This is a genomic window from Mesorhizobium australicum WSM2073, assembly GCF_000230995.2.
GTDB lineage: Bacteria > Pseudomonadota > Alphaproteobacteria > Rhizobiales > Rhizobiaceae > Mesorhizobium > Mesorhizobium australicum.
The window spans coordinates 1,996,820-2,022,870 of sequence record NC_019973.1 but is presented as its reverse complement, the minus strand read 5'-3'; the positions used below and the strand labels follow the sequence as shown (position 1 = coordinate 2,022,870).

The following is a 26,051-nucleotide window of genomic DNA, read 5'->3' as shown; positions in this document are numbered from 1 at the left end:
ACTCCAATCCGTTTGACTTTTGCGGGCGGACGCTCACAAAAACGCTCGCCAACAGTAAGAACCACAGGGACGGGAAAAATGCTCCACACGATTTCGGCCTTCGACCGTCTCGGCGAGGAAAACGCTTTTGCCGTGCTGGCCCGGGCAACGGCGCTGGCGAGCCAGGGCCGCGACATCGTCAATCTCGGCATCGGCCAGCCCGACTTCAAGACGCCGCAGCACATCGTCGAGGCGGCGATCAAGGCGCTGCGTGACGGCCACCATGGCTACACGCCGGCCAATGGCCTGCTGGCGACCCGCGAGGCGGTGGTGCGGCGCACGCTGACGACCACCGGCGTCGAGGTCTCGCCGGAGGCGGTGATGATCCTGCCCGGCGGCAAGCCAACCATGTTCGCCGCCATCCTGATGTTCGGCGAGCCCGGCGCCGAGATCCTCTATCCCGACCCCGGCTTTCCCATCTACCGCTCGATGATCGAGTTCACCGGTGCAACCCCCATTCCCGTGCCGATGCGCGAGGAGAACGGCTTCGCCTTCTCGGCCGAAGAGACGCTGGGGCTGATCACGCCGAAGACCAGGCTCTTGATCCTCAACTCGCCGGCCAACCCGACCGGCGGCGTCACGCCGCGCGCCGAGATCGAGAAGCTGGTCAAGGGGCTTGAGAAGCATCCAGACGTGGCCGTTCTCTCCGACGAAATCTACGATGTCATGACTTATGACGGCGAGACGCATTGCTCGCTGCTTGGCTTTCCCGAGATCCGCGACCGGCTGATCGTGCTCAACGGCTGGTCCAAGACCTGGGCGATGACCGGCTGGCGCATGGGCTGGTCGATCTGGCCGAACGGCGACAAGGGCGCCCACCTCTACGACAAGGTGCGCAAGCTGGCGGTCAATTGCTGGTCCTGCGTCAACGCACCAAGCCAGTTCGCCGGCATCGCGGCGATCGACGGCCCGCAGGATGACGTCGACACCATGATGCGCGCCTTCGACAACCGCCGGAAAATCGTGGTCGCGGGCCTGAATGCCCTGCCAAACATCTCCTGCATCACGCCCAAGGGCGCGTTCTATGCCTTCCCCAATGTCTCGAAGACCGGCTGGAAGGCCAAGAAACTCGCCTCGGCCCTGCTCGACGAGGCTGGTGTGGCGCTGATCGGCGGCCCCGATTTCGGCATTCTCGGCGAAGGCTATGTCAGGCTCTCCTACGCCAATTCCGAGGAAAACATTTTGCGCGCGCTGGACAGGATCGGAACGTTCCTGGCCAAGTGAGGCTCAGCTCGTGCTGTCCAGGTAGGCTCTTGCGATCGATCGCAACTCGTTCTGGTCGATCGGTTCGCCATGCCCGCAATAGGCGCGGCTGAACTCGATCTGCAAGAGCTGCTGCATCGTCTTCCGGTAGGCCTGCACGTCCGAACCCGGAAGATCGTCGATCAGCCGGCCACGATAGACCGCATCGCCAGCGAAGAACTCCCCATGCCCCTCATCGAGAAGCCCGATCGATCCCGGCGAATGACCCGGAAAATGCAGGACGCGCAGTGACCTGTCGCCGGTCTCGATCTTGTCACCCTCCTCCAGGATCTGGGTGAGCGGCGCCGGCCTGACCTGGAAAGAGCGCGGGGACCATGCCCCATCGGGCGACCTGCGGACGGGCTCCGGTTGGGCGCGGAACAGATGCGCCAAAGTGTGTTCGTCCGCCATGTCCGCGAAGAAGGCAGCCTCTTCGCGGTGGCCGGCCCTGGTCTCGAACTCATTCAAGCCGCCGACATGATCGACATGGATGTGCGTGGCTACGGCCGCGACCGGCTTGGTGCCTGGCAGGTTCAGCATCGGCCTGAGGGGGACCAGGCCCATGCCGGCGTCGATGACGAGGTCGATATCACGCCCGCGAACATGAAAGATGTTGCTCCTGAAATAGGCATGGACGTACGGCTCCCATATCCGCGTGATATCCCGCCCAACGGTTTCGCGTGAAAACCAGTCGGAAGCGTCGTCGGTCGCCGGCATTAGCGATGGCCCCGCGCGAGCATGCGCTCGAGCTTAATCTGGAAGATGGTCAGAACCGAAACCATCGACATGTAGTAGATCAGCGCCGCGCCATACCATTCCAGGAAACGAAAGCTGGTGGCGATGGCGAACTGGGTGACGGTCATGAGCTCCTTCAAGGAGATGACCGTCGCCAGCGAGGTCGCCTTCAGCAGGGAAATGAACTCGTTGACCAGTGCCGGCAGCGCGACACGCAGGGCCTGAGGCAGGATGATCAGGAAGAAGATCTGGCCCCGGTGCAGACCAAGGGCCGCTGCACCCTCGGACTGCCCCTTGCCGATCGATGCGTAGGAACTGCGCAGGATCTCGGTCAGGTAGGCGATCTGGATCAGGGCCAAAGCGAGAAAGGCCGCCACGAACGGGCTGAACCAGTCCGAGCGGAACACCGCCGACATCTGCGGCAGCCCATTCCAGATGAACAACAGTACGAGCAGTGCCGGCGCACCGCGAAACAGCCAGACGAAGGCGGCGATCGACAGGCGGATCCAGCGCCGCTTAGACGTGGCAAGTGCTGCCGTTGCGAGCGATATCGCCAGGGCAACAGTCATCACCAGAACCGAAAGCACCAGGGTCAGCAAAGCCCCCTTGGCAAGGGGCCAGCCGAACAGCGCCGTCAGGAAGAGCTTGCTGTCGAACACGTTCAGCCTGCCCTTCAGTTGGTCGCGTGCTTGACGTCGGTGGCGGTCTCGGGAAGGTTCCACTTCTGCAGCAGCGCCTTCATCTCGCCGCTGGCCTGCAGGGTCTCGATGGCCTTGATCAGGGCCTCGCGGTTGTCGCCGCCCTTTCTCAGATAGATCCCGTAGGTTTCGCCGTCACCATAGTTGTAGGGCACCTGCAACCGGCCCGGCATCTGCTTGATGCGGAATGCAGCCGTCGTGTCCTGAGTGATCGTCGCCGCGGCCCGGCCGACCAGTATCTGCTCGATGACGCCGGAGGCGGACGGATAGGTCTGAATCTGCGCCGGAGCCTTGCCGGCTTTCGCCAGCTCGGCATTCAGGTCCGCTGCCGTCTTTTCGTAGGTGGTGCCTGCCTCAATCGCCAGCACTTTGCCGCTGAGGTCGAGCGGCGATCTGGTCTCGGCATCCGAGGCGGCAGTCACCATCACCACGTTCGAAACGAAGTAGGGAACGGCATCATAGGCCTTGAGGCGCTCCTTGGTCACCATGATGCCGCTCGCGACGAGATCGCAGCGCTCGGCACCGAGCGACGGCAGGAGCCCCTTGAAGTCGCCGACTACATATTTGGTGGTGCCGCCCCATTGCTTTGCGATGGCGTCGACGACGTCGACCTCGAAACCGACGAGCTTCTCGTCGCCCGGATTCTCATAATATTGCATGGGCGGAAAATCGCCGCCGGTGCAGACATTGAGCACGCCGTTGCGCATGAGGCCAACATCGCCGGCCTGCGCCACCGGCGCGGTGGCAGCAAGGGTCATGACAACCATTCCGCCGAAGGCGATTTTCACTGCGAAGGCGATGCGCGGATGAAGCATATCCAGTTCCCTATTTTTGTCTTTGCGGTGCCGATCTTGGGCGGCCAGGGGACCTTATGTTGCAATTATCGCGAGACAAGCTAAATCTTTAGCGGCAATATATGGCAGTTTTTCTAAACTAAGGTGCCGAGTGGGCGTTCCGTCTCTTCATTCCCTGCGAGCCTTCGAAAGCGTTTCGCGGCTGGGCAATGTCGCTGCCGCGGCCGCCGAGTTGCATGTGACACCGGGCGCCATCAGCCAACAACTGCGCGCCTTGCAGCTCTCGCTGGGCGTCGAGCTGTTCAGGAAAAGCGGCCGTCGCCTCGCGCTGACGGAACGCGGCGCGACACTGCAGAAGAGCGTCGGCATGGCGATGCATCAGATCGCCGATTCGATCCGCGACATTTCGGCCAATGCCTACGCCACGACCGCCAGGGCGGAACTGCGCGTATCGTCGCCTTCGGTCTTTGGAACGACCTGGCTGGCGGCGCGGATCTTTCAATTCCTGGATGCCAACCAGGACATTCGGCTGCGGATGCTGACAGCGGTGGCATTCGAGGAGGTGGACTGGCGAAAGGTCGATGTCGCCATCGTCTACGGCAATCCGCCCTGGCCTGGATTTTCGTGGCAGCTACTCCACAGCGTGCACGCGGCGCCGGTCTGCAGCCCGCAATTGCTGCGCGGGCCGCACGGCATTCGCGAGCCGCGCGATGTCCTTCACCATCGCCTGCTGCATGAGGATGACGGTAGCCAGTGGCGGCAGTGGCTGATGCGGGCGCGCGTGCCGCATACGGTGCAGTCCGATATCTATTTCGACAATTTTGCCATGGTGCTTCAGGCAGCCCGCGACGGTCACGGCGTTGCCCTGACCAACGATATCATCTCCTTTCGCGATCTCGATGAAGGGCGCCTCGTGCAGCCGCTCACCCTGTTCACGCCGGCCGCCCGAAATTACTATTGCATATGCCACGAAGAGGGCCTTGCGAACCCTGTCATCGGGCGGTTTGTCGACTGGCTTGTCGATCAGGCGGCGAAACCGTCACGCTAGAGCATGATGCCGAAAAGTGGGATCCGGTTTTCGAGGAGGATCCTGATCCAGGATGGATCGGGATATTCCCTTGTTCATGTTCGCCCGACTTTCTACGGTCAGCCTGTTTGAATGACGTTTCGAAAGGGCGATGTCGCATGTTCTATGCAATCCTTGCCTATCACGTGGAAGATGCGATCGAGGCGCTGACGCCGCAGGAAGATGCGGCGCTGATGGCCGAGTTGCTCAAGATCAACGGCAGGCTTCATGCGGAAGGCACGCTTGGGCCGTCAGCGCGTCTGGGAACGACACGGGATGCCTGCACCTTGCGCGGCCCGGGCGACGGTATGATCATCGATGGGCCCTTCGCCGAGACCAAGGAACAGTTGCTCGGCCTCTATGTCGTCGACTGCGTCACCAGGGACGACGCCATCGCGATCGCGCGCGATCTTCGTCGTGTCAATCCGACCGCCGTTTACGAGATCAGGCCCATTCTACTCTTCAAGCCCGGCGTGCCGCTGGCGGAAAAATGAGGCACGGGCAAAAGCGCCGCCAGCGCCCGCTGCTCACCCACGCCCCACGAACGGCATCTTGGTCGCCATCACGGTCATGAACAGCACGTTGGCGTCGAGCGGCAGGCTGGCCATGTGCAAGACCGCGTCGGCGACGCGCTGGACATCCATCACCGCTTCGGCTGATATCGAGCCGTTGGCCTGCGGCACGCCGACGGTCATCGGCTGCGCCATGTCGGTCAATGCATTGCCGATGTCGATCTGTCCGCAGGCGATGTCGTAGGGGCGGCCGTCGAGCGCCAGCGTCTTGGTCAGCCCGGTGATGGCGTGCTTGGTCGCCGTATAGGGCACCGAGCCCGGGCGCGGCGCATAGGCCGACACCGAACCATTGTTGATGATGCGGCCGCCCATCGGCTTCTGCTTGCGCATGGCGCCGAAAGCCGCGCGCGCGCACAAGAAGGATCCGGTGAGGTTGACGCCGACGATATCGTTCCAGACCTCGACCGGGATCTCGTCGATCGGCGTCGACTTGTAGCCCATGCCTGCATTGTTGAAGAGCAGATCGACCCGCCCGAAAGCCTCCGCCACGGTCTCGAACAGATCGTCGACCTCACCGGCCTTGCTGATGTCGCAGGCAACCGCCAACGCTCTGGCCTCGGTCGGCCCGATCTCGGCGATCGCGGCATCCAGCAACGGCTTGCGGCGCCCGCAGAACACCGTATTCCAGCCGCCCTTGAGCAATGCCGTGGCTACGCTCTTGCCGATCCCGGTGCCGGCCCCGGTGACGATGGCGGTCTTTTGCTCGGTCATGGCTGATGTCCTCCGGCAGCGATGTGCGTGCTCGCCTGATCTACAAATTTGGTTCGAGTGGAGAAGGCATCGCAAATGATGGCAGCGATGGCAAGCGCGGCCACTGGGACATGGCCTCGAAAAGTGAACCCATTTCTTTGAAGGGCACCCGGCGAGGACGGACAAAAAGGGCGGTCATTGGCGACCGCCCTGATCTGAACCGGGCTTGGGAGGAGGAAAAGCCGATCCGACTGTGTAGAATCATGCGCTTCCTGAGTTAACGAAAGGTTAACGCCTCCGCGGCCTGTGTGCCAATCCGGGTTACCACTGCGGATTGGGTGGCGTACCCTCGGCCGTGGGCACTTTCGCCGCCGAAACCGTCGCCTCGACATGGTCGATCAGCGGATCCGGCAGGCCGAGCCGCCCGGCAAGCAGGTCGAGGTAACCGCGCTCGGCGCGCGTGTTGGGATCGATGGTAAGGCGCGACGCCGTATAGAGTTCGAGCTTCTGCGCGTCGGTCTTGGCGCCGGCCACCAGCGTGTCGAGGTCGAGCGGCCTCTCCAGCTCCGCCATCAGGAATTTTTCCGCATCGGTGCCGATCCCGGCAAGGCTGAGCTTGCCGGCGATCTTCCGGCGCTCTTCGTCGTCGACATGGCCGTCGGCCTTGGCCGCCGAGATCATCGCCCGCACCAAGGTCAGCGTGAACTCATCCTCGCCTTGCGGCGCCTGCGACGGGTGGAAGGCGGTGTCCTTGGGCGGCGGCAGCAATTCCGGCTCGCCGGCGGCGGGCACCTGTTCCGGTGCGTTGCCGGCCTTGTAGTTCTGGTAGGCCTTGTAGGCGAGACCACCGATGGCGGCCAGTCCGCCGAGCTTCACCGCGGCACCCGTCACCTGCCGGCCGGCGCCGGTCCCAAGCAGCACGGCGGCCAGCGCACCGGCGGCCAGCGGATTGTCCTTGGCCATCTGCACCGCCTGGCCGGCCTTGTCGCGGACCGTGCCGCTAGCACCGGGAACTTGCGAGCCGAGCAGATCGTCGAGAAGCTTCTTGGGATCGAACATCGATGCCTCCAGGATTTGCCCAGCCGAACGGGCAGGTTTCGAACGCCGAAGACGTAGGTCCCGAAGTTTGACATTGCAATGACAGTGCCTCGGTTTGCCCGGCCCCAGCGCCCTCGATCAGGACCCGATGTGCGGTCCCCTGCCCCGCGCTTGCGCGAGCTCGACCTGTCGCTGCCGCTCCGCGTAGCGCTTCCGGTCTTCGTCCGAGCGGGCGTCAAAACAATGCGGGCAAGAAACGCCGGCGGCATATCGAGGCGAAGCCAGCTCGCTTGCCGTCAGCGGATGGCGGCAGGCACGGCAAAGCTCCGCATCACCTTCGGTGAGGCCGTGCGACACCGAAACCCGCTCGTCGAAGACGAAGCACTCGCCTTGCCACAGGCTCTGCTCCGCTGGAACCTCCTCAAGGTATTTGAGGATGCCCCCCTTGAGGTGGAACACGTCCTCGAAGCCGAGTGACTTCACATAGGCGGTCGCCTTTTCGCAGCGAATGCCGCCGGTGCAGAACATCGCCACCTTGCGTCCTTCGAGATCCGCCCGATGCGCTTCCACCCAGGCCGGGAATTCGCGAAAGCTCGCCGTCGCCGGGTCGACGGCGCCCTTGAAGCTGCCGATCGAGACCTCATAGGCGTTGCGCGTATCGATGACGATCGTGTCGGCTTGCGAGATCAGCGCATTCCAGTCGCCCGCCTCCACATAGGTGCCCGCACTTGCCGCCGGGTCGATGGTCTCGACGCCCATGGTGACGATCTCGCGCTTCAGCCGCACCTTCATGCGGTGGAAAGGCATGGCCGCGGCACTGCTGTACTTGACCTCGAGACCCGACAGGCCGTCGATCGCTTCGATGTGTTCGATCAGCGCGGCGATCGCTTCGTCGCTGCCGGCGACGGTGCCGTTGATGCCCTCATGCGCCAGGAGCAGCGTGCCCTTGATGCCGCGCCCGCAGCAGAAGGCCGCAAGCGGCGCGCGCAACGCCTCGAAAGCATCGAGCCGGGCAAAACGGTAGAGCGCGGCGACGCGGGCTGGCTGGGATGGCGCGGGCAGTGTTGTCATTGCCAGAGCAACTAGACGCTAGTAGAAGCCGATTCAAGTGAAACGGGTTCGATCCGTCTGTCATGGCCCTGTCGGGAAAGAACCTTTAAGCTGAGCGGCAACGCGTGACATCGCGCCGCGATGGGTTCCGTGGACAGGGCAATACCTGTCTGCTAATCGGTTGAAATTCCCTTCGATGCGCCCCCGACAAGGAGAGACCGAATGTCCAGCAAGACCGAGAACCTCCTGTCGCTCCTCAATGGCCAGCCGGTCATTCCGGTGTTGAAGATCGCCAACGTTGCCGATGCGGTGCCGCTGGCCCGTGCCCTGGCGCGTGGCGGTTTGCCGGCGATCGAGATCACGCTGAGGACCGCGGATGCGCTCGAAGCGATCCGTCGCGTGGCGGGCGAAGTCGAGGAAGCCATTGTCGGCGCCGGCACCATTCTGGATGCCAACCAGTTGGACGAAGCGGCCGCGGCCGGTTCGCGCTTCATCGTCAGCCCCGGCATCACCCGCGAGCTTCTGGCTGCCGCCTCCGACAGCGAGGTTCCGCTGCTGCCCGGCGCCATCACGCCCGGCGAGATCATGGCCGCGCGCGAAGCCGGCCTGCGCTTCCTGAAATTCTTCCCGGCCGAACAGTCCGGCGGCATCGCTTCGCTCAAGGCTTTTGCCTCGCCGCTGGCGGACGTCAAGTTCTGCCCGACCGGCGGCATCACCGGCAAGAACGCGGCCGATTATCTCAGCCTGTCCAATGTCATCTGCGTCGGCGGCTCATGGGTGGCGCCCGACGACATGGTCAAGGCCGGCAAGTGGGACCAGATCGAAGCGCTCGCACGCGCTGCCAGCGAACTCGGGAAATAGCGTCTTTCCGCACGGCATGAAAAACCCGGCCGACGAGCGTCGACCGGGCCTTTCTGACTGGCTAATCCAGACTGCGATCAGTTGCAGACCTTGACCGTCTCCGTCACCTTGTGATGGTGCCGCCAGTGCGTCACCACCCTGGTGCGGCAGTGCTTCTTCATCATGTGCATATGATTGTCGGTCTTGACGACAACGGTCTCCGCCTGTGATGGCGCGATCGCGGCCGATGCTGCCGCCAGCGCCATAACTGATGCCAGTAGAATCCTTTTCATGAATATCCTCGGGTTGGAGCGTACCCACACTAAACCGGAAATGAGTGAGCCGTTCCCGCTTCACGAGAAGTTCAGCCGCGCGTGATCCTCAGGGGGTCGGAGGCCGCATGCATCACACGCTGGGACAGCAAGAAGCCGCGCGGGTCGCCCGGCGCGGCCTCATACTGCGGCCTGTTCGTTACTTCGTCTGGAAGCGGGCGACAGACAGGAACTTGACGGCGTTGCCGGTAAAGCGATTGGCGTCGGCCACCTGATTGTCCTGCTGGAAGCCGGCCGTATAGACCTCGCTCGGCGGCGTATGCACGATGTTGTAGGCGTAACCCGGCGCGGTCGTCGCACTCGAAACGGTGGCGACGTTCTCGCCGCTGGTCAGTGCCCAGCGGGCGGCCTGCGGCGCTGCGGCAACCACCACGGCCCTGGGGCCAGGCTTCTGATCGCGGGCGGTGGCCCTGGCCTCCTTGCGGGTCGTCTTCACACCGGCGCCGATCGCGGCGGCCGGATCCGAACCGGCCGGCCGGCCAGCAACAGCCTGGCGCGGCGACGCCGCATCGACGCCGGACGGATCGTTGAAGGCTGAACGCGGTTCCACGGCCAGCGAGGCGAGCTGATATTCGTCGGCCGTGCCGGCCTTGGCATTGGCCTCGTCGAGCACGGCCTTGACGGCATCCGGCTTGGCCGGCTCGGGACGCACCGTCGGCAGCACGGAGAACGCATCCGTCGCGGTCTTGCCCAGGTCAGCCGTTTCGGCCAGCGCCATCAGCACGTCTTTGCTGGGCGGCGGCGCAAGATCCGCCGGCAACGTGCGTTCGGGACGCCATGTCGGCAAGGGGATGTTGTTGACGGCGACCTGCGCCGGATCGGCGGCCGCGGCCGCGGCCAGCGCCGCCGGATCGGCCTTGCCGAAAGGCATGTTCGCCGGCGCCTGCGCGGTCGCCACGGCCTGTTCCGTGGTGGTCGTCGCATCCGCCGTGGCGAAGGGAACGTTTTCAGGCGTCTGTGCGCCGACATCGGCCTTCGGCCGAGGCGCGAAATCGGGCAGCGGGATTTCCTTGGCCGGCAGCGCCGCGATGATTGTCTCCGGCGTGTCCTTCTCCGGTTCCGGAGCCTGCTCGTCGGCAATCTGCGGAATGTCGGCGCGCTGGGCATTCTCGGGGGCCACGATGGCGATGCCAGGCAGGTTGCCGCTCTTGGCTGTCGCGGCCGGCTTCAGATTTCTAGCCTTGGGCGCGGGTGCGGCCGAAGCGGTCTCGACGTCTGCGCTGTCGTCGGCCTCGTCATCGCCACCGCCGCCGAAGAAGGCAGCGAGGAACCCGCCGGATTTCTTGCCGCTGCCGCCGGCGCTGGCCACTTCGATATTCGGTGTGCCCGAACCCTTGCGCGACTTGTAAGAGGCCAGCGCCTGTTCATAGCCGGGCAGCGGCCGGCCATCGCTCGGCACATGCAGCGTCTTGCCATTGGGGAACAGGCTGACCAGTTCCTGGCGGCTGATGCCGGGCCAGTGGCGCACATTGCCAACATCCATGTGGACGAATGGCGAACCGGAGGTCGGGTAATAGCCGACGCCACCGCCCTGCATCTTGAGGCCGATGTTGCGCAGCTTCTTTAGCGGTACGCCGGGAATGTAGAAATCCATCGCCTTGCCAAGCATATGCTGGCTCTTCTCGGCGACACCGCGGCTGCGGCTGCGCAGCATCGAATTGGTGGACGGCGAACGGTAGCCGCAGACGACCTGGATATAATCGGTGGCGCCACTTTCCCGATACGCCTCCCAGACCAGATCCAGCAGACGCGGGTCCATCTTGGTCGGCTCGTTGCGACGCCAGTCGCGCAAAATGATGTTGATCTTCCTCAGGCCTTCGGGAACGTAGCGGCCATTGCGCTTGTAGACGATCTCCGCCTTCTCATGCGTGTGAAGATGGTAGAGCTTCAGCGAACGAACTTCGGCCTGGGCGCCCGTGGCGGCCGCGGCAACAAAACCAAATGCGACAATCACCGCCGCCAACCATCTCGGCCAGACGCTCAAATGATAGTGCCGCCCGTTTGTGAGTCGTTCGATTCTGTTCAAATCAAAAGGCCTTGCAGGCTGCCGTTTGTCCCCGGATTTGCCCAAACGGACGTGTCGTTTTCACATCCGAATATCGATCCTAATGGTTAATCATCGCTTATTGAAGCCAAAATGCGGTAAGACCATGGCGATATCCCGTCAAAAATTGTCCGCAAGGTTTCTTGGTAAACCGCTGGTTTAGATCAGGATTCCGGCTTGGGCCGAACACGATCTGTTACCGCCGGCCTCAATGCGTGAACAATACCCCGTCGAGCGCCGCCATTATCCGGCGACGGCGCTCTGTCGAACCATATAATGACGAGGGAAACTGGTGCCTGCCTTGCGGCTCAGGAAGCAAGCCTGTCGACGCGGCCGGTTTCCGGGTCGATGCCATATTCCTTGAGCTTGCGGTAAAGCGTCGAGCGACCGATGCCGAGCCGGCGGGCGACCTCGCTCATCTGGCCATTGTAGTGATCGATGGCGAGCTTGATCATTTCGAGCTCGACATCGGCCAGCGCACGCACATTGCCGCGCTCGTCGAGCGCCCGCAGCGTGCCGAAGCGGGCCTGGACCCCGGCCGGCAGCACAGCCGCCGGAGCGGTCTCGTCGGGCACAACGTCCTCGTCGCGCGGCTCCAGCGACGGCGGCGGCGCAACGCTGCTTGCTTCCAACGTGTCGTCCGCGTCGAGGTTGAGGGTGCCTTCCACCTGCGCGCGGATCTGCGGGAAGTCATCGGCGGTCAACACATCGCCTTCGCACAGCACCGAGGCGCGGAAGACGGCGTTTTCGAGCTGCCGGATGTTGCCGGGCCAGTCATAAGCCTGCAGCACCGCAAGTGCTGCCGCCGAAATGCCTTTCAGCCGGTGGCGCGGGTCGGCCGGCGCCACCTTCTCCATGAAATGCGTGACCAGATGAGGAATGTCGTCGCGGCGGTCGCGCAAAGGCGGCACGAAGATCGGGTAGACGTTCAGCCGGTAGAACAGATCCTCGCGGAATTTGCCGTCCTTGACCTGTTGCAGGAGGTTGCGGTGCGTCGCCGAAATCAGCCGGATGTCGACCTTGACGGTCGAGCGGCCGCCGACCGGATCGACCTCGCCTTCCTGGACGGCGCGCAGCAGCTTGACCTGGACGTCGAGCGGCAGGTCGCCGATCTCGTCGAGGAACAGCGTGCCGGAATGCGCCTCGACGAATTTGCCGGTGTGCCTGTCGGTGGCGCCGGTGAACGAGCCTTTCTCATGGCCGAACAGGATGGATTCCACCAGATTGTCGGGAATGGCGCCGCAATTGACGGTGACGAAGGGTTTCGAGCGGCGGTCGCCGCTGCCCTGGATGGCACGCGCCACCAGTTCCTTGCCGACGCCCGACTCGCCCTCGATCAGGATCGGGATGTGAGAGGCCGCCGCTTTCTGGCCGAGACGTATCACCCGGTCCATGGCCGGACTATGGGTGATCATGTCCCTGAAGGTCAGCAGCCCGCCGCGTTTGCGCGACGTGCGCTTGACCTCGCCCTCTACCGCCTCGACCTTGAGCGCATTGGAGATCGAGGCCTGCAGCCTGTCGGGCGAAGCCGGCTTGACGACGAAATCGAAAGCACCGTGGCGCATCGCCGAAACCACGGTTTCGATGCCGCCCTGCGCGGTCTGCACGATGACCGGCACGCTGATGTCGCGCTCGCGCATCGCCTTCAGCACGCCGATGCCGTCGAGACCGGGCATGACCAGGTCGAGGATCACGACCGAGACATCGCGGGCGCCAGGCCCGTCGAGAACTTCGAGGCCGGCGGTACCGCCATCCACAACGATCGCGGTATGGCCGAACCGCGTCACCGCGGCCTCGAGCAGCCGGCGCTGCACGGGATCGTCATCGACTATGAGTATGGAACCTGTCATGACTATCTTGCTTCGCCCGCGCCCGAAAACCCCATGGATCATCTTGGCACAGGGTTCTAAATAAGGTTTCAAAAAACCCGGTGAACGAATTCCTTAGGATTTGACCGGCTTCTCCATTCCCGTTGAGTCCGGCTCCGTGATTGCGGCCACGTGATTCAACCCAGGCCATTTGATTCAAAGAAGGTATCTCGATGCGCATGATGTTTGATCGGCGGATTGCAGCGCCAGCGTCCGGTCAGGGCGCTGCCGGGCTTGGCGATCTGCCGGAATGGAACCTCGCCGACCTTTATGCCGGCATGGAGGCGCCGGAACTGAAGCGTGACATTGCCAAGGCGGCCGCCGACGCCGTCGCATTCGAGGCCCGCTGGAAAGGCACGCTCGCCGCCGAGGCCGGGCGCGGCAGTACCGGCAGGCTGGGCGAGGCACTGGCCGCATACGAGGCGCTCGAGGAACTGATCGGCCGTATCGTCTCCTATGCCGGCCTCGTCTACGCCGGCAATACCGCCGATCCGCAGCGCGCCAAGCTCTATGGCGACATCCAGGAGAAGATGACCGACGCCAGCGCGCATCTGTTGTTCTTCGCGCTCGAGCTGAACCTGATCGACGATGCGGCGATCGAGGGCGCGCTGGCCGCCGATCCCGCCTTCGGGCATTACCGCCCGTGGGTGCTCGATCTCAGAATGGACAAGCCCTATCAGCTCGAGGACCGTGTCGAGCAGCTTTTCCACGAGAAATCGATAACCGGGCGCGGCGCCTGGAACCGCCTGTTCGACGAGACGATGACCGATCTTCGCTTCGATATCGACGGCGAGGAACTGACGCTGGAGCCGGCCCTCAATCGCTTGCAGGATGCCGACGGCGAGGTCCGCCGCCGCGCCTCGGAGGGGTTGGCCACAACCTTCCGCAAGAACCTGCGCACCTTCACGCTGATCACCAACACGCTTGCCAAGGACAAGGAAATTTCGGACCGCTGGCGCGGCTTCGAGGACATTGCCGATTCACGCCACCTCGCCAACCGCGTCGAACGCGGCGTGGTCGATGCGCTCGCCACCGCCGTGCGCGAGGCCTATCCGCGCCTGTCGCACCGCTATTATGCGATGAAGGCGCGCTGGCTCGGCATGGAGGTGATGAACCACTGGGACCGCAACGCGCCCTTGCCGGAGACGCCGCAGGCGGTGATCGGCTGGGATGAGGCCAGGAACACGGTTCTGTCGGCCTATCACCGCTTCTCGCCCGAGATGGCCGAGATCGCGCGCACCTTCTTCGACCGCAACTGGATCGACGCGCCGGTGCGTCCGGGCAAGTCGCCGGGCGCCTTCGCACATCCGACCGTACCCTCGGCTCACCCCTATGTGCTGCTCAACTACATGGGCAAGCCGCGCGACGTGATGACGCTGGCGCATGAACTCGGGCATGGCGTGCATCAGGTGCTGGCCGCCGGCCAGGGCGCGCTGATGGCCTCGACGCCGCTGACGCTGGCGGAGACGGCATCCGTCTTTGGCGAGATGCTGACCTTCCGCTCGCTGCTCGAGCGGACCACCGACCGGCGCGAGCGCAAGGCCATGCTCGCCCAGAAGGTCGAGGACATGATCAACACCGTGGTGCGCCAGATCGCCTTCTATGAATTCGAGCGCAAGGTGCATGCCGAGCGCCGCAACGGCGAATTGACATCCGACAGGCTGGGCGAGTTCTGGCTGGAGGTGCAGGCCGAAAGCCTGGGGCCGGCGATCAAGTTGCGCGAGGGCTACGAGGTGTTCTGGACCTACATTCCGCACTTCATCCACTCGCCCTTCTACGTCTATGCCTATGCGTTCGGCGACTGCCTGGTGAACTCGCTCTATGCCGTCTACCAGAATGCCGAACGCGGCTTTCAGGACAAATATTTCGAGATGCTGCGTGCCGGCGGCACCAAGCATCATTCGCAGCTTCTGGCGCCCTTCGGCCTCGACGCCACCGATCCGGCCTTCTGGCAGATCGGGCTCGGCGTCATCGGCGGTCTGATTGACGAACTGGAAACGCTCGACGATTGAGACGCCTCTCGCCCGGCAAGAACAGTTTAGCCGGAATGCATGTTCGGGCCGCGCTTTTCTTGCCCTAAATATTTGTTCTTGAAGAACTCTACATCGACGTTTTCCCATAGCTTTCCGCAAGCTCTATGGTAGCTTTCCGTTTAAGCTCAGCCGGAGCGCATGCGGATCGGCGAGGGAAATCTCAGCCGGCGGTGGCGATCAGGCGAACGCGACAACGGCCGTTGGCCATGGGCAGGCAAAGCCGATCGCCGACAGCTTGACCGAAGCCGGCTGTTCCGCGAACCGCGGAACCATCATCGAGTAGTCCTGCGCCGAAGGCCATGACCCACGGCAGACGGATCTGACTGGAGAGAGACAATGGGCACTTTTTTCTACGTGGTCCTGGCGTTGTTGGTAGGCGTGTTGGTCGGCTGGTTCATCTGGGGGCGCCTGCGCGGTGAGCTCGACAGTCTTCGCGGCGACCTCGATCGCACCCGCAGCGAGCGCGACAAGCTGCGCGCCGACAGCGACCGCCTGACCGGCGAACTCAGTGCATGCGGCAAGAGCCGCTCCGACCTCGAGCGTCAGCTGCGCGAGGCCCAGGCCTCGTCGGGCACCGGCGGAGCAAAGGCGTCAAGTCAGCCACCGGCAGCCCTGATGTCGACGCCAGCCGTTGCAAAATCCGGTGCGGCGGCAGCCAAGCCAGCCGCCGCGAAGGCGGCCCCGGCAAAGGCAGCACCGAAGCCCGCGGCCGCCAAACTCGCAACTGCTTCGGCACCGGCAGCCATGGCTTCGCAGAGCAAGGCTCCGACGACCAAGGCTCCGGCGAAGACTTCGACCGTGCCCAAGGCAGCACCCGCTGCAAAGAAGACCGCACCGGCAGCGGCCAAGCCGGCGTCGGGCAAGCCCGACAATCTGCGCCGGTTGATCGGCATCGGCCCAGTCAACGAAAAGCTGCTCAAGGCGCAAGGCGTCACCACATACGCCCAGATCGCCGGCTGGACACCAGCCGACATCAAGCGGATCGAGGAGGTGATGAACTTCGACGGCCGCATCGCGCGCGAACGCTGGATCGAGCAGGCCAAGCTGCTCGCCGCTGGCAACGAGGCCGAATTCGCCAAGCAGTTTCCGACGGCCGGAACCGCCAGCAATACCTGAACGACGGATACAGAGGCCATGCGACCGGCGGCGCCAAGGGCGCCGCCGCTTTCTTTTGTCGGCAAGGTTCGATCCGGCAAAGGTCGGCTTTGAGGGACAGGGTGCCGTTCCCTCGATTGCGCGCGCCCGGCCCCCTATATAGAGCGATCGTCAGCTCCATCGATCCCGGTTCCCATGTCCCTGCCCGCAGCAATTTTCCGCAACGACGAAAGCGCGCGCCAGCTCGTTTTCAAGCGGCCGGCCGATGTCATCGTTGCGCATGAGGCCAAAGACTTCCCGGCGGCGTTGCAAGCGGCGCAGGCCGCGCACGATGCCGGCAAATGGCTGGCCGGCTATTTCTCCTACGAGGCCGGTTACCTGCTCGAACCGAAACTCGTTCCCTTGCTGCCGGGTCGGCGCCGGGCCCCGCTGGTCTGCCTCGGGGTCTTCGATGCTCCTGATGAAGAAGCGGTGCCGCCGCCAGGCACGCCGACCAACGGCCCGATCTTCGACGCAAGGGCAACGTGGTCGTTCGAGGACTACGAGAAGCGGTTCTCGCGGTTGCATCGGCACATCAGGCGAGGCGATTGCTACCAGGGCAACCTGACCTTTCCGGTGCACGCGCAATGGTCCGGCGATCCGCTCGCCGCCTTCGACGCACTGACCGAACGCCAGCCCGTGAAATATGGCGCCCTGATCGCGCTGGGCGACCCGATCGTCCTGTCGCGCTCGCCCGAACTGTTCTTCGAGATCGATGCGGCGGGGATGATCGAGACGCATCCGATGAAGGGTACCGCACCGCGCGGCGCAACCGGGGACGAGGACGAGCGGCAGAAGAATTTCCTGCGCAATGACGAGAAGAACCAGGCCGAGAACCGGATGATCGTCGACCTCCTGCGCAACGACATATCGCTGATCAGCGAGGTCGGCACGCTGGAGGTGCCGGAACTGTTCCGCATCGAGACCTACCCGACCGTGCACCAGATGGTGAGCGACGTCAGGGCCAAGCTGCTGCCCGGCCTCTCGATACGACAGGTATTCGCGGCGCTGTTTCCCTGCGGCTCGATCACCGGCGCGCCGAAGATTCGCGCCATGGAGATCCTGCACGATCTGGAGGCCACGCCGCGCGATGTCTATTGCGGCGCCATTGGCTGGATCGCGCCCGGCGGCACGATGCGCTTTTCCGTGGCGATCCGCACCATCTCGCTCTTTGCCAGCGGCGAGGCCGTCTACAATGTCGGCGGCGGCATCGTCTTCGATTCGGTCGCGGAAGAGGAGTATCAGGAGTGTTTGCTCAAAGCCCGTTTCGCGACGGGGACACCGCCGGTTTCGAGCTGATCGAGACCATGCGCTGGGAGCCCGCCTCGGGCTTCCTGCGCCTCGATCGCCATCTTGCGCGCCTTTATGGCTCGGCGGCGGAACTGGGCTTCAGCTATGATCCGCAAAGGGTTGGCGAGGCCCTGAGCGACGCGGTCGATCGATCGCCCGTCGCCATGCGCACGCGGCTCGCCCTGTCGCGCAATGGCCAGGCCAACGCCTCGGCGCAGCCCTATGAACCGCTTGCCGCCGACAAGGTGTGGGCACTGCGGCTGGCGCGGACGAGGCTCGATTCGAGCAACATGCTGCTGCGCCACAAGACCAGCCGGCGGCAGCTCTATACCCAGGCCCGCTCCGAATACCTCGTCACCCAGGCCGATGAGGTGCTGCTGGCCAATGAGCGCGGCGAGATCTGCGAAGGCACGATCACCAATGTCTTCGCCGATTTCGGCGACGGCGTGCTGGCAACGCCCCGGCTCGATTGCGGCCTGCTGCCTGGCGTACTGCGCGGCGCGCTTCTGGATGAAGGCCGCGCCGGTGAAGCGATCTACAGCTTGAATGACCTGAAATCCGCCAAGGCGCTGTTCGTCGGCAATTCGCTGCGCGGGCTGATCCCGGCCAAACTAATCTGAAGTCAACTGATCTGAGGCATGACGTCCCTACCCGCCCACACGCCGTATGACGGCTCGTCGAAACTCTTCACCATCGGGCTGAAGCCGCTCGACCCTGCGGACTGGATCGAGGTAGACGGCCATTTGCTGCCCTACCTCGCTAAAAAGCGCCGGCTCTATGCCGAAATCCCTGAACGCGTCTTCGTCGAGCAGGACGGTACGCTTGACGCCCAGCAGGAAGTGCTCGAATTGCTCGGCGCTTACCTGCCGGAAAGATTTCCCGACACCCACCGGCGCAGCGATGCGGGCGTTGCGGTCGTGGGTGCGACGAGCCGTCCCACGATCCCCTCCAGCCTCGCCGGCGCCCCCCTCGTCGTGGCCTCGCTGCTGGTCCAGGAGGACCTGATCCTCATGCGGCGGGGCGAAGATGGCTGGCGGCTCGCGGCGGGTTCGCTGTGCTTTCCCTCGTCCTGGTCGCTTGTCGAAAAATTCGGCAAGCCGCTGCAGCAGATCCACGACCCGGTGCCGGGCTTCGGCCCAGGCACAAGGCCGGCGGATCTGATCAACCGGATGTTCGATGGCCTGCAGGGCCAGGCTGTCGAACGTTACAATTGGTCGATCCAATCAGGCGATGCACTCTACCATCCACTGTCCAATATCGAGCGCATCGACCGCGCCACCAGCCGGCCGACGCGTTTCCCCGACGGTGACGTGAAGACGCACGCCTTCATCCGGGTCGAGCGCCAGACGCTGCGCAAACTGCCCGCCTCACGCGACATCCTGTTCACCATCCGCATCCATCTCGACCCGCTCGCCGTGCTGGCGCGGCACCCGGACCGGGCGACGCTGGCAGCGTCCTTTGCCGCGCAGCTCGAAGCGCTCGATGTCGCCCAGCTCGACTACAAGGGCCTGACATCGGATCGCGATCGGCTGATCGCTGTCCTTAACCAAATGGCCAAGGACGCGTAGTCGCTGGTTGGCGCTTTTCGCTGGTTTATGACAATGATCTGTGATGTAGCGCATGGCCGTTGCGCGAAAATGCCGGGCTTTTGCACGCAGTTGCCCAGCTTTTGAACGCAGTTGCCCGGCTTTTGAACGCAGTTGAAGGAGTGCCCGATAAAATGGCGAATGAAAACTGGCCCGTTTACGGTGAGATCACCGGCCCCGTGGTGATGATCGGCTTCGGCTCGATCGGACGCGGAACGCTGCCGCTCATCGAGCGCCATTTCAAGTTCGACAAGTCGCGCATGACAGTCCTCGACCCGCGCGATACCGATCGCAAGCTGCTCGACGAGCGCGGCATCGCCTTCGTCCAGGAAGCGGTGACCGAGAAGAACTACAAGAAGCTTTTGGCGCCGCTTCTGACCAATGGCGGTGGCCAGGGCTTCTGCGTCAACCTGTCGGTCGATACCGGCTCGGTGGACCTGATGCGGCTCTGCCGCAAGCTCGGCGTGCTCTATATCGACACCGTCGTCGAGCCTTGGCTTGGCTTCTATTTCGACGCCAAGGCCGACAACGCCAGCCGCACCAACTATGCGTTGCGCGAGGCGCTGATCAAGGAAAAGCACGACAAGCCGGGCGGCGCCACTGCGATATCCACCTGCGGTGCCAATCCCGGCATGGTGTCGTGGTTCGTCAAGCAGGCGCTGGTCAACCTCGCCACCGATCTTGGCATGGAATTCTCCGAGCCATCGCAGGACGACCGCGAGGGCTGGGCCAAGCTGATGAAGAAGGCCGGCGTCAAGGGCATCCACATCGCCGAGCGCGACACCCAGCGGACCAAGAAGCCCAAGCCGATGGATGTGTTCTGGAACACCTGGTCGGTCGAGGGCTTCATCTCCGAGGGGTTGCAGCCAGCCGAGCTCGGCTGGGGCACGCATGAGACCTGGATGCCCAAGAACGGCAAGAAGCACAAGCATGGCTCCAAGGCCGCGATCTACCTGGAGCAGCCCGGCGCCAACACCCGCGTGCGCTCCTGGTGCCCGACGCCGGGACCGCAATATGGCCTGCTGGTAACCCACAACGAGGCGATCTCGATCGCCGATTTCTTCACAGTGCGCTCCAAGAAGGGCAAGGTTCAATACCGCCCGACCTGCCACTACGCCTACCATCCCTGCAACGATGCGATGCTATCGCTGGACGAGATGTTCGGTGCCGCCGGCAAGCCGCAGCCGGTGCACCACGTGCTCGACGAGAACGAACTGGTCGACGGTGTCGACGAGCTCGGCGTCCTGCTCTACGGCCATGACAAGAATGCCTACTGGTACGGTTCGCAGCTGTCACTCGCCGAAGCGCGCAAGCTGGCCCCCTACCAGAACGCCACCGGCATGCAGGTCACCTCGGCTGTCCTGGCCGGCATGGTCTGGGCACTGGAGAATCCCGCCGCCGGCATCGTCGAGGCCGACGAGATGGATTACAAACGCTGCCTGGACGTGCAGTCGCCCTATCTCGGACCGGTCAAGGGCTATTATACCGACTGGACGCCGCTCGACAGACGCCCGGGTCTCTTCCCGGAGGACCTCGACCGCAGCGACCCGTGGCAATTCCGCAACATCCTCGTCCGATAGCAGCACCCGGACCATGCGCCCTTGCCTTGCAATCGCCCGGAAATCGGGCGATTGAAGGGAGGCGGCCTGGGGTGGCGATGTGCGTCCGTTGAATACCCCGGCACTTTGGACGTTCGCGTCAATTCCCAGAAATCGGCCCGATTTCTGGGACGACGCGTTTGGAGAGGATTTCATATGACGATTGCGCGCAAAGTTCTTTCGACGGGCCTGGCGGGCGCCCTTGCCTCGATGCTTGCTGCCTGTGCCACCAGCGGCCCAGATACGCCGCCCATGGCCGCCGCCCCGAAAGGGGTCGAAGGTTCCTGGATCGATGCCAAGGGCACCGGCCTGTCGACCTTCACCGGCGGCACCTTCACGACCGTCGCCACCGACACGGGACAGAAGCTTGCCGATGGCAGCTACACGATGACCGGCGCCACGTCGGTACAGATCAGCGGCACCTCGCTGATCCGCCAAACCCCGGTAAGCTTCAATTGCCTGATGGTGTCGACCAGCCAGCTCAACTGCACCAGCTCCGCCGGCCAGAATTTCGTGCTGACGCGGCGCACCTGAACTCGGCGAACAATCCAGTCACATAAGACGGCGGCCCCTCGGCCGCCGTTCTTTTTTTGTGCCGGCAAATACCCCGGGTTTCGCGCCTGGAGATACCGCCGCATTTCCGCTTGCGTCGGCCCGAACGCGATGGGAACATGATCGAAAGGCTGGCTGTAATACCCAGTCAAGCAAGGGCGCCAGACGCCTCTGATCAGCCTACCGGGAGACGAAGATGAAGAAGCTTGCCGCCATTGCCGCCCTTTCCGCTTCGACGCTTGGCCTGTCGGCCGGCGCATCCTTTGCCGACTACACACTGAACATCCTGCACATCAATGACTGGCACAGCCGCATCGAAGGCAACAACAAATACGAATCGACCTGCTCGGCCGAGGAGGAGACCAAGGGCGAATGCATCGGCGGCGCCGGCCGGCTGATCACCGCCATTGCCCAGGAACGCAAGAAGCTGGAAGGCCAGAACGTGTTGCTGCTCAGCGCCGGCGACAATTTCCAGGGTTCGCTGTTCTACACGACATACAAGGGCAAGGTCGAAGGCGAGTTCCTCAATGACATGAAGTTCGACGCCATGGCACTCGGCAACCATGAATTCGACGACGGCGAGGCGGCGCTGGCGCCGTTCCTCGACATGATCAAGTTCCCGGTGCTCGGCGCCAACGTCAAGGCCAACGCGCAGTCCAAGCTCGGCGACCGCGTCAAGCCGTCTGTTGTCGTCGAGGTCGGTGGACAGAAGATCGGCATCATCGGCGCCGTCACCAACGACACGCCCGAACTCGCCTCCCCCGGCCCCAACATCAAAATCGAGGACGACGTCAAGTCGATCACGGCCGAGGTCGAGAAACTCAAGGGAGAAGGCGTCGACAAGATCATCGCCGTGACCCATATCGGCTACAACAGGGAGCGCGACGTCATCGCCAAGATCCCTGGCATCGACATCGTGGTCGGCGGCCACAGCCACACGCTTCTGTCCAATACCGATCCGAAGGCGGCTGGCCCCTACCCGACCATGGTCGACAACCCCGGCGGCTACAAGGTGCCGGTGGTGCAGGCGGCGTCCTATTCGAAATACCTCGGCGAGTTCAAGGTGGTGTTCGACGACAACGGCGTCGTCAAATCGGCAAGCGGCGACCCGATCTATCTCGACAAATCGATCACGCCGGACCCGGCCGTGCTCGCCCGCATCAAGGAGCTTGGCGCGCCGATCGAGGCCTTGAAGAACAAGGAAGTGGCCGAGACCACCGACGTCATCGACGGCAGCCGCGAAAGCTGCCGCGCCAAGGAATGCGCGATGGGCAATCTCGTCTCCGACGCCATCCTCGACCGCGTCAAGGGACAGGGCGTCGAGATCGTCATTTCCAACGGAGGCGGCCTGCGCGCTTCCATCGATAAAGGCACCGTCACCATGGGCGAGGTGCTGACCGTGCTGCCGTTTCAGAACACGCTGGCGACCTTCCAGATTTCCGGCAAGGACCTGGTCGCAGGCCTCGAAGGCGGGCTTAGCCAGATCGAGGACGGCGCCGGCCGCTTCCCGCAGGTGGCGGGCCTCAAATATTCCTTCGACAGATCGGTCGCACCCAATGCCGGCCGCGTCAAGTCGGTGGAGGTGATGGAAAATGGCGCCTGGACGCCGATAAATCCGACCAAGGACTATTTGGTCGCCACCAACAACTATGTCCGCCAGGGCGGCGACGGCTACAAGGTCTTCGCCGAAAAGGCCAAGAACGCTTATGACTACGGCCCTGGCCTCGAACAGGTCGTGGCCGACTATCTCGGCGCGCACCGGCCCTATACGCCGAAGCTCGACGGCCGCATCACCGAGATCGCCGCGACGACAGCGGCAGCTCCCGCCGCCGAACCAGCAAAGCCGGCGGAGACCGCACCGGCAGCGCCGGCACCGGCCGAGGCTGCCAAACCGGCTGCACCGGCAATGCCGGAATTGCCTGCCAACTCAGGCGATATCGCCAACACGCCGCCAGCCATATCGACGGAAAACGCGCCTGCATCACCGGCCCCGCCGGCACCTGCCGAACCGGCGAAGCCTGCCGAGACCACTCCCGCGCCGGCCACTGCGCCGGCGACGCCCGCGCCCGCCGAGCCGGCAAAGCCCGCTGAAGCCACACCAGCCACCGGCAATCATGTCGTCGTGACCGGCGATACCTACTGGGATCTGGCGAAGAAGGCCTATGGCGATGCGACCAAGTGGAAGCTCATCTATGAGGCGAACAAGAGCCAAAGGCCGCATCGGCTTATGCCGGGCGCGACACTGACCATCCCGGCGAAGTAATTTCGTCCAGCTCCGCCACATCGCCCGCCCGGGGAACCGGGCAGGTTTATATCTCCATGGCCTGATGCATGTCGCCCGGAGGTGTCCTCGGTTATCAGAAGCTTACGGCAGGTCGGGCGAATCCTATCCGCCGCGACATGCTGCAAGGTGCGGCCAGACGCGGCATTGAAAGCTCCTGCAGGATGGTTAGGTTCACGTCTCGGAGACCCATATGCCGCTTTCCACTATTGTCGATCCCAAAGCCGCGAAAGCCCCTGGCCCACGACCGGTCGGGCATCCCCCCGTCAAGATCGGCAAGATAGGGGTCATGCTGGTCAACCTTGGAACACCCGACGGCACCGAGTTCAGGCCGATGTGGCGTTATCTCAGGGAGTTCCTGTCTGATCCACGCGTTATCGAACTCAACAAGGCGATCTGGTATCCCATCCTCTATGGACTGGTGCTGACCACGCGACCGAAGAAGTCGGGCGCCAACTACGCCAGGATCTGGAACCGGGAGAAGAACGAGTCGCCTTTGCGAACCTATACCCGCGCACAAGGTGAAAAACTGGCCGAGGCGCTACGCGATCTGCCCAACGTGGTCGTCGACTGGGCGATGCGCTACGGCAACCCTTCGACGTCGAGCGTCGCCGAAAGGCTGGTCGCACAAGGCTGCGATCGCATCCTGAGCTTTCCACTCTATCCGCAATATTCGGCGACGACGACCGCCACCGCAAACGACCAGCTGTTTCGCGCCTTGATGAAGATGCGGGCGGCACCTGCCGTCCGCAGCGTGCCGCCCTATTATGATGAGCCAGTCTACATCGAGGCGCTGGCCAGTTCGATCGAACGGCACCTGGCGACCCTGGATTTCCAGCCCGAGGTGGTCATCGCCTCCTATCACGGCATTCCAAAACCCTATTTTGAGAAGGGCGATCCCTATCATTGCCATTGCCTGAAGACGACGCGGCTGCTGCGCGACAGGCTCGGCTGGGACGAAAGAAAACTGATCACCACGTTCCAATCACGCTTCGGGGCGCAAGAATGGCTGCAGCCCTACACCGACAAGACTGTGGAGAAACTGGCCAAGGACGGCGTCAAGTCGATCGCCATCGTCAATCCGGGGTTTTCAGTCGACTGCATCGAGACGCTGGATGAGATTGGCCGCGAAGCGGCCGAGACCTTCCACCATGCCGGCGGCAAGAACTTCGCCCACATACCATGCCTGAATGACAGCCCTGAAGGCATGGCGGTGATCGAAGCGATGGTACGGCGCGAGCTGTCAGGCTGGGCTTGATGCCGGAACAACACCAGCTCCGGAGCGTTGAGCAGCGCCTCCGGAGAACTCAATGCTCCGCAAACTTGACCTCAGCACTGGCCGGCCCGTCTGGTCCGCCTATCGGGCGCCCGCGGTACCGACTGGCAGTCTGACCCGGGACGTCAAGACCGATGTGCTTATCGTCGGCATGGGCATCAGCGGCGCCATGATGGCCGAGGCGCTGACAGCCGGCGCTCACGCCGTGATCTGCATCGACCGGCGTGGGCCGCTGAAAGGATCGACGGCGGCAACAACCGCGCTTGTGCAATTCGAGATCGACCAGCCGCTTTCAACGCTCTCGAGGATGATCGGCAAGGGCCAGGCACGGCAGGCCTGGCGACGCTCCCGGCTAGCCGTTTCCAACCTTGCCGCCCGCATCGCCGAACTCGGCATCAACTGCGGCATAAGCCGCACCCAATCGCTTTATCTGGCTGGCACCGTGCTCGGCCCATCGGAACTCCGGGACGAAGCCGAGGCGCGGCAGATGGCCGGCATCGGCGCGACCTATCTTACATCGGCGCCATTGGCCGGAGCATTCGGCATCGATCGGGGTGGCGCCATCCTGAGCCATGGCAACATCGCGCTCGACCCTCGCAAGCTGACGGCAGGGCTGCTGCTCAAGGCGCTGGAGCGCAAGGCACGTTTATACGCTCCCGTCGAAGCGACGGCGATCGAGGACAGCGCCGATGAGGTGGTGGTGGCAACCACGGACGGCCCCACCATCACGGCACGGCATGTTGTCCTGGCCACCGGTTACGAGCTGATCGACATCGTGCCGGCGGCCGCTCACCGGGTCATCTCGACATGGGCGATTGCGACATGTCCGCAACCACGGAAGCTCTGGCCGGGCGCGGCGTTCATCTGGGAGGCGTCGGATCCCTACCTCTATGTCAGGGCAACCGCCGATGGCCGGGTCATCTGCGGCGGCGAGGACGAGGAATTCCTTGACGAGACGCGGCGCGATAAGCTGATAGCCGACAAAAGCGCCCGCATTGCCGCAAAACTCGACCTGATGTTTCCGCACCTCGACACCCGGCCCGACTTTGCCTGGACCGGCTCCTTCGGCACCACGACCACTGGCCTCCCCTACATCGGCGCCATTCCCAGGCACCCGCGCATCCATGCCGTGATGGGTTATGGCGGCAACGGCATCACCTTCTCGCGCATCGCCGCCGAGATCATCTCTGCTTCCATTGGCGGGCTTGAAGACACGGATGCAAGCCTGTTTGCCTTCAACCGCTGAGTGTATACCCACAAACAATCGCTCATCACCTGATTGTAACGCTCCTG

At 63.6% G+C, this 26,051-nt stretch carries 24 protein-coding genes; 15 read left to right on the top strand and 9 right to left on the bottom strand.

Annotated features, from left to right (window positions below; all coding sequences use genetic code 11):
* Positions 1 to 78: 78 nt before the first annotated feature.
* Entirely contained in the window at positions 79 to 1,263 is a 1,185-nt protein-coding gene (locus MESAU_RS09680) for a pyridoxal phosphate-dependent aminotransferase (protein WP_015315867.1), read from the top strand.
* A gap of 3 nt (positions 1,264 to 1,266) precedes the next feature.
* Here MESAU_RS09680 and MESAU_RS09675 read toward each other — a convergent pair whose 3' ends face one another.
* The 3 genes from MESAU_RS09675 to MESAU_RS09665 are packed head-to-tail and all read right to left on the bottom strand — an operon-like array spanning position 1,267 to position 3,472.
* Positions 1,267 to 1,998, bottom strand: coding sequence for an MBL fold metallo-hydrolase (locus MESAU_RS09675; RefSeq protein WP_015315866.1), 732 nt, complete (start codon positions 1,996 to 1,998; stop codon positions 1,267 to 1,269).
* Positions 1,998 to 2,675, bottom strand: coding sequence for an amino acid ABC transporter permease (locus tag MESAU_RS09670; RefSeq protein ID WP_015315865.1), 678 nt, complete (start codon positions 2,673 to 2,675; stop codon positions 1,998 to 2,000). The genes MESAU_RS09675 and MESAU_RS09670 overlap by 1 nt, the downstream gene beginning before the upstream one ends.
* A gap of 14 nt (positions 2,676 to 2,689) precedes the next feature.
* Positions 2,690 to 3,472 (bottom strand): transporter substrate-binding domain-containing protein, encoded by a 783-nt coding sequence (locus MESAU_RS09665; RefSeq protein WP_245262954.1) that lies wholly within the window; start codon positions 3,470 to 3,472, stop codon positions 2,690 to 2,692.
* Between the two features lie 187 nt (positions 3,473 to 3,659).
* Between MESAU_RS09665 and MESAU_RS09660 the strand changes: the two genes are divergently transcribed.
* A complete protein-coding gene (locus tag MESAU_RS09660; RefSeq protein WP_015315863.1) occupies positions 3,660 to 4,556 on the top strand; it encodes a LysR substrate-binding domain-containing protein in 897 nt (298 codons plus the stop codon).
* A gap of 137 nt (positions 4,557 to 4,693) precedes the next feature.
* Positions 4,694 to 5,068 carry a YciI family protein gene (locus MESAU_RS09655; protein WP_015315862.1) on the top strand — a complete coding sequence of 125 codons (375 nt, stop codon included), beginning with the start codon at positions 4,694 to 4,696 and terminating at the stop codon, positions 5,066 to 5,068.
* 33 nt (positions 5,069 to 5,101) lie between these two features.
* Here the strand turns inward: MESAU_RS09655 and MESAU_RS09650 are convergent, their stop codons facing one another.
* Positions 5,102 to 5,857, bottom strand: a complete 756-nt coding sequence (locus tag MESAU_RS09650) for an SDR family oxidoreductase (RefSeq protein ID WP_015315861.1) — start codon at positions 5,855 to 5,857, stop codon at positions 5,102 to 5,104.
* Positions 5,858 to 5,862: 5 nt separating this feature from the next.
* Here MESAU_RS09650 and MESAU_RS31090 point away from each other — a divergent pair, with 5 nt between their 5' ends.
* Positions 5,863 to 6,117, top strand: coding sequence for a hypothetical protein (locus tag MESAU_RS31090; RefSeq protein WP_157163627.1), 255 nt, complete (start codon positions 5,863 to 5,865; stop codon positions 6,115 to 6,117).
* A gap of 40 nt (positions 6,118 to 6,157) precedes the next feature.
* Here MESAU_RS31090 and MESAU_RS09645 read toward each other — a convergent pair whose 3' ends face one another.
* Positions 6,158 to 6,895: a tellurite resistance TerB family protein gene (locus MESAU_RS09645; protein ID WP_015315860.1), complete on the bottom strand. Its 738-nt coding sequence runs from the start codon at positions 6,893 to 6,895 to the stop codon at positions 6,158 to 6,160.
* Between the two features lie 117 nt (positions 6,896 to 7,012).
* Positions 7,013 to 7,945: an oxygen-dependent tRNA uridine(34) hydroxylase TrhO gene (gene trhO, locus MESAU_RS09640; protein ID WP_015315859.1), complete on the bottom strand. Its 933-nt coding sequence runs from the start codon at positions 7,943 to 7,945 to the stop codon at positions 7,013 to 7,015.
* Between the two features lie 201 nt (positions 7,946 to 8,146).
* Between trhO and MESAU_RS09635 the strand changes: the two genes are divergently transcribed.
* The gene (locus MESAU_RS09635) at positions 8,147 to 8,785 is read left to right on the top strand and encodes a 2-dehydro-3-deoxy-phosphogluconate aldolase (RefSeq protein ID WP_015315858.1); all 639 of its coding nucleotides are present in this window, start codon (positions 8,147 to 8,149) and stop codon (positions 8,783 to 8,785) included.
* Positions 8,786 to 8,862: 77 nt separating this feature from the next.
* On the opposite strand, the gene MESAU_RS09630 is transcribed toward MESAU_RS09635, so the two are convergent.
* From MESAU_RS09630 to MESAU_RS09620, 3 genes are all read right to left on the bottom strand, one after another.
* Positions 8,863 to 9,057, bottom strand: a complete 195-nt coding sequence (locus MESAU_RS09630) for a hypothetical protein (RefSeq protein WP_015315857.1) — start codon at positions 9,055 to 9,057, stop codon at positions 8,863 to 8,865.
* 178 nt (positions 9,058 to 9,235) lie between these two features.
* Positions 9,236 to 11,080: a peptidoglycan L,D-endopeptidase MepK gene (locus MESAU_RS09625; protein ID WP_015315855.1), complete on the bottom strand. Its 1,845-nt coding sequence runs from the start codon at positions 11,078 to 11,080 to the stop codon at positions 9,236 to 9,238.
* Positions 11,081 to 11,448: 368 nt separating this feature from the next.
* Positions 11,449 to 12,990 carry a sigma-54-dependent transcriptional regulator gene (locus tag MESAU_RS09620; RefSeq protein WP_015315854.1) on the bottom strand — a complete coding sequence of 514 codons (1,542 nt, stop codon included), beginning with the start codon at positions 12,988 to 12,990 and terminating at the stop codon, positions 11,449 to 11,451.
* A gap of 191 nt (positions 12,991 to 13,181) precedes the next feature.
* On the opposite strand from MESAU_RS09620, the gene MESAU_RS09615 reads away from it, so the two are divergent.
* From MESAU_RS09615 to MESAU_RS09570, 10 genes are all read left to right on the top strand, one after another.
* Positions 13,182 to 15,020 (top strand): M3 family oligoendopeptidase, encoded by a 1,839-nt coding sequence (locus tag MESAU_RS09615; RefSeq protein WP_015315853.1) that lies wholly within the window; start codon positions 13,182 to 13,184, stop codon positions 15,018 to 15,020.
* 357 nt (positions 15,021 to 15,377) lie between these two features.
* On the top strand, positions 15,378 to 16,157 hold the full coding sequence (locus MESAU_RS09610) for an NADH dehydrogenase (RefSeq protein WP_015315852.1): 780 nt from the start codon (positions 15,378 to 15,380) through the stop codon (positions 16,155 to 16,157).
* 162 nt (positions 16,158 to 16,319) lie between these two features.
* Positions 16,320 to 17,474, top strand: coding sequence for an aminodeoxychorismate synthase component I (locus MESAU_RS09605; RefSeq protein ID WP_425339444.1), 1,155 nt, complete (start codon positions 16,320 to 16,322; stop codon positions 17,472 to 17,474).
* Positions 17,423 to 18,085 (top strand): aminotransferase class IV family protein, encoded by a 663-nt coding sequence (locus tag MESAU_RS09600; RefSeq protein WP_015315850.1) that lies wholly within the window; start codon positions 17,423 to 17,425, stop codon positions 18,083 to 18,085. Before MESAU_RS09605 ends, MESAU_RS09600 begins: the two co-directional genes overlap by 52 nt.
* Before the next feature lie 18 nt (positions 18,086 to 18,103).
* A complete protein-coding gene (locus MESAU_RS09595) occupies positions 18,104 to 19,033 on the top strand; it encodes a heme-dependent oxidative N-demethylase family protein (protein WP_015315849.1) in 930 nt (309 codons plus the stop codon).
* 152 nt (positions 19,034 to 19,185) lie between these two features.
* Positions 19,186 to 20,631, top strand: a complete 1,446-nt coding sequence (locus MESAU_RS09590) for a homospermidine synthase (RefSeq protein WP_015315848.1) — start codon at positions 19,186 to 19,188, stop codon at positions 20,629 to 20,631.
* Positions 20,632 to 20,805: 174 nt separating this feature from the next.
* Complete coding sequence (omp10, locus tag MESAU_RS09585) at positions 20,806 to 21,183, top strand: outer membrane lipoprotein Omp10 (RefSeq protein ID WP_015315847.1); 378 nt, start codon at positions 20,806 to 20,808, stop codon at positions 21,181 to 21,183.
* Positions 21,184 to 21,397: 214 nt separating this feature from the next.
* Positions 21,398 to 23,464, top strand: coding sequence for a bifunctional metallophosphatase/5'-nucleotidase (locus MESAU_RS09580; RefSeq protein WP_015315846.1), 2,067 nt, complete (start codon positions 21,398 to 21,400; stop codon positions 23,462 to 23,464).
* Positions 23,465 to 23,675: 211 nt separating this feature from the next.
* Positions 23,676 to 24,740, top strand: a complete 1,065-nt coding sequence (hemH, locus tag MESAU_RS09575; protein ID WP_015315845.1) for a ferrochelatase — start codon at positions 23,676 to 23,678, stop codon at positions 24,738 to 24,740.
* A 52-nt stretch (positions 24,741 to 24,792) separates the two neighbouring features.
* Complete coding sequence (locus MESAU_RS09570; RefSeq protein WP_015315844.1) at positions 24,793 to 26,004, top strand: NAD(P)/FAD-dependent oxidoreductase; 1,212 nt, start codon at positions 24,793 to 24,795, stop codon at positions 26,002 to 26,004.
* Positions 26,005 to 26,051: the final 47 nt, after the last annotated feature.

Excerpts from the sequence above, each read along its gene's own strand:
- MESAU_RS09680 (WP_015315867.1), top strand. The coding sequence starts at position 79 with ATGCTCCACACGATTTCGGCCTTCGACCGTCTCGGCGAGGAAAACGCT.
- MESAU_RS09675 (WP_015315866.1), bottom strand. The coding sequence starts at position 1,998 with ATGCCGGCGACCGACGACGCTTCCGACTGGTTTTCACGCGAAACCGTT.
- MESAU_RS09665 (WP_245262954.1), bottom strand. The coding sequence starts at position 3,472 with ATGACCCTTGCTGCCACCGCGCCGGTGGCGCAGGCCGGCGATGTTGGC.
- MESAU_RS09655 (WP_015315862.1), top strand. The coding sequence starts at position 4,694 with ATGTTCTATGCAATCCTTGCCTATCACGTGGAAGATGCGATCGAGGCG.
- MESAU_RS09650 (WP_015315861.1), bottom strand. The coding sequence starts at position 5,857 with ATGACCGAGCAAAAGACCGCCATCGTCACCGGGGCCGGCACCGGGATC.
- MESAU_RS31090 (WP_157163627.1), top strand. The coding sequence starts at position 5,863 with ATGTCCTCCGGCAGCGATGTGCGTGCTCGCCTGATCTACAAATTTGGT.
- MESAU_RS09645 (WP_015315860.1), bottom strand. The coding sequence starts at position 6,895 with ATGTTCGATCCCAAGAAGCTTCTCGACGATCTGCTCGGCTCGCAAGTT.
- trhO (WP_015315859.1), bottom strand. The coding sequence starts at position 7,945 with ATGACAACACTGCCCGCGCCATCCCAGCCAGCCCGCGTCGCCGCGCTC.
- MESAU_RS09635 (WP_015315858.1), top strand. The coding sequence starts at position 8,147 with ATGTCCAGCAAGACCGAGAACCTCCTGTCGCTCCTCAATGGCCAGCCG.
- MESAU_RS09630 (WP_015315857.1), bottom strand. The coding sequence starts at position 9,057 with ATGAAAAGGATTCTACTGGCATCAGTTATGGCGCTGGCGGCAGCATCG.
- MESAU_RS09620 (WP_015315854.1), bottom strand. The coding sequence starts at position 12,990 with ATGACAGGTTCCATACTCATAGTCGATGACGATCCCGTGCAGCGCCGG.
- MESAU_RS09615 (WP_015315853.1), top strand. The coding sequence starts at position 13,182 with ATGCGCATGATGTTTGATCGGCGGATTGCAGCGCCAGCGTCCGGTCAG.
- MESAU_RS09610 (WP_015315852.1), top strand. The coding sequence starts at position 15,378 with ATGGGCACTTTTTTCTACGTGGTCCTGGCGTTGTTGGTAGGCGTGTTG.
- MESAU_RS09595 (WP_015315849.1), top strand. The coding sequence starts at position 18,104 with ATGACGTCCCTACCCGCCCACACGCCGTATGACGGCTCGTCGAAACTC.
- MESAU_RS09590 (WP_015315848.1), top strand. The coding sequence starts at position 19,186 with ATGGCGAATGAAAACTGGCCCGTTTACGGTGAGATCACCGGCCCCGTG.
- omp10 (WP_015315847.1), top strand. The coding sequence starts at position 20,806 with ATGACGATTGCGCGCAAAGTTCTTTCGACGGGCCTGGCGGGCGCCCTT.
- MESAU_RS09580 (WP_015315846.1), top strand. The coding sequence starts at position 21,398 with ATGAAGAAGCTTGCCGCCATTGCCGCCCTTTCCGCTTCGACGCTTGGC.
- hemH (WP_015315845.1), top strand. The coding sequence starts at position 23,676 with ATGCCGCTTTCCACTATTGTCGATCCCAAAGCCGCGAAAGCCCCTGGC.
- MESAU_RS09570 (WP_015315844.1), top strand. The coding sequence starts at position 24,793 with ATGCTCCGCAAACTTGACCTCAGCACTGGCCGGCCCGTCTGGTCCGCC.